At 58.3% G+C, this 2,340-nt stretch carries 2 protein-coding genes and 2 pseudogenes; 3 read left to right on the top strand and 1 reads right to left on the bottom strand.

Annotated features, from left to right (window positions below; genetic code table 11):
- Window positions 1-183 (bottom strand): annotated as a pseudogene (locus tag B6V72_RS18870) (IS6 family transposase); the annotation flags it as partial.
- A gap of 23 nt (window positions 184-206) precedes the next feature.
- On the opposite strand from B6V72_RS18870, the gene B6V72_RS18875 reads away from it, so the two are divergent.
- From B6V72_RS18875 to B6V72_RS19090, 3 genes and pseudogenes are all read left to right on the top strand, one after another.
- Window positions 207-1,187, top strand: coding sequence for an FUSC family protein (locus B6V72_RS18875; protein ID WP_088736365.1), 981 nt, complete (start codon window positions 207-209; stop codon window positions 1,185-1,187).
- 235 nt (window positions 1,188-1,422) lie between these two features.
- The gene (locus B6V72_RS18880; RefSeq protein ID WP_088736366.1) at window positions 1,423-1,707 is read left to right on the top strand and encodes a hypothetical protein; all 285 of its coding nucleotides are present in this window, start codon (window positions 1,423-1,425) and stop codon (window positions 1,705-1,707) included.
- A 342-nt stretch (window positions 1,708-2,049) separates the two neighbouring features.
- Window positions 2,050-2,160, top strand: a pseudogene (locus B6V72_RS19090) (IS5/IS1182 family transposase); the annotation flags it as partial.
- Window positions 2,161-2,340: the final 180 nt, after the last annotated feature.

The following is a 2,340-nucleotide window of genomic DNA, read 5'->3' on the forward strand; positions in this document are numbered from 1 at the left end:
CGAAACTGCGATCAGCGGCGAGTACTTGGTCACCCTGCGGTTCAGCGTCGCATGGTCAACTCGTACGCCTCGCTCGGCCATGATCTCTTCGAGGCCACGATACGAGACCGTGTAGCGGACATAGAAGAACACTGCGAAGAGGATCACTTCCTTCGGAAACTGCGCGCTCTTGAACGAGATCATCGCTCCGCCTCTATCTGGTGTTGTTGGATGAACGCAACGTCTGGCTCCGGCCCCCCTCGCGTCAACCGCAGAAGTTTGCGACAAAGCCCCGCGAGGATCCCAACTACGGCATCCGTCTTGGTCTGACCGGGGCGTTTACCTACGCAGCCATTCCCCTGCTGGACCCTGTGCTGCCGCCGATCATCGCGGCGTTGCCAGTGGGCCTGATAGCGGCACAGCGCCGGGCGTTCGATCCGGCCAAGCTGATCGGAGGGGTGGTCGCCATGATCGTCCTGCCCTGGATCATGACGTGGCTGGTCGTCTCGCTGCGCCCGATGCCGTTGGCCTATGTGACCGTCATCTGGGGGTTGGGAATGCACGGCAGCGCCACGGTCGAAACTTTGCGCGACGGCTTTTTGCAGGCTGCTGTCGTCACGCTGGTGGTCGGTCCGATTGTCTATCTGCTGGTGCCCGCACAGACCCGCGAAAGGCACACGGACGATCCGATGCCGGGGCAAGGCAACACGGTCACCGGTGCCATCATCCGGGCCACCGTCCTTCTTGGCCTCAGCTTCTGGCTCTATGCGGTGATGGAGCCCTCTGACATGATGATGGCAGTAGTTGCCGCCATGGTTCTGGTGTTTCCGACACGCGAGTCCGTCCTTTCCGAGGCGTTGCAGCGGGTGCGCGCAACGCTCTGCGGTGGCGCACTGACGCTTGCCATTCTTGCGCTGTTCATCCTTGCGCCGTATCTGCCGATCATTCTGGGGCTGATCTTCCTTTGCGGTCTCTGGCTTGGCCAGAAGATGCTGTTCGGTCCGCATCCCAGCATGGTCTATCAATACGCCTTCTCGGTCGTTCTGGCGCTCGTGGCCGGGGCGCTCAGCACGCAGGATGCGGGATACGCCACTTTCACCCGCATAGTTCTGACTCTGACGGGCGCCTTCTCAGCCGCCATCGCCGTCGCACTGCTGGATGCGCTGACCGGCTGGCAAACCGACCAAGCGCAGGGAGGCCGTGCATGACAGGGATCCGCCTTTACATGCTGCCCCTTGCCTTGGGATTGTTGTTCTTCGCAGGTTCCTTGACGCCGACGCTGATCCCAAGGAACTGGGTCGTGCAAGGAGGGTTTTGTCGCAAACTTTGACGTCGTGCCGCTCAGACACTGCTTACGGTTCGGAGGCATTGCGCGGCAGCAATGGCTGTCGCGCGAATGTCCACAAAAGGCCAAAATTGACGAGTCGGGTTGTTCGAGACAGAATGCGGTCGTTTGCTGCGCTTTACATCAATGTCTGCTACGCGAAGCAACTTCTTCATATCGACCGCATTCGTGACTCGATCTTTTCTGGCTTCGCGCGCGCTCCTAACGACGAAACGGGCTATCGAGGCGAAGATGCGCAGAGGCGGCGCACCAGTCAACTGAACGACGATATGAGGGAGCATGGCAGTGGTGATGCAACGAGGGCGCCGCCAGCATCTCAAAACGCAGTGCGGCAGCCTGCTTTCGAACGCGCGCTGCGCTGTTTCGGCGCCGTGAAAAAGTAAAGGCCATTGAGGCTGCGACACACCCAACGGCCTTTTCAACCCAACTCTCGATGAAAGGTCATGTGATCATATTTAGAACAAAAACAGTCGGGAATCAATACGCCTCTGCGCTTACCTGTGCGCGGGGGCCGGCTAGCCTATCATACTTAGGACCTTTCGATGAGATTATCGAGCTACTCATCGGTGCCTTTGCTAAGTGGGCTGTTGTTGATCACCATCGTTAGGTTGCCATCGCGTATCTATTTAAGGGCATTGGCGCCGACGGCGCGATACCTCTTTGCCGGTCAGCTGTTCCACCGTTTGGACGATGAAGCTTATGACCGCACGATGTGCTAGTCCCTAGTTGACGACAAGCGGGTGCTTAGCAGGGTTATCTTCATCAACTGCAATGGCTTGCGCAGGTGCGACGCTCCTGCTGCTTATGGCCTTCATAAAACGCTCTACAGCCGATGGTGTAAACGGCGGAGCAATAGTCAGCCACGGTAGTGGCAGTATGAGCTGACCTAATGGGATGAACAGCCTTCCCACCAAACGTTGCTATCATTGCGGGCATAGGTTGATCTGATCCCCGGAAACTGGACCGTTTGAAGCTGGAGTTTTCCGCTACGCTTCCTTGGCTGGAAGAGGAGTGGA

It is taken from the genome of Thioclava sp. F34-6 (assembly GCF_002213235.1).
GTDB lineage: Bacteria > Pseudomonadota > Alphaproteobacteria > Rhodobacterales > Rhodobacteraceae > Thioclava > Thioclava nitratireducens.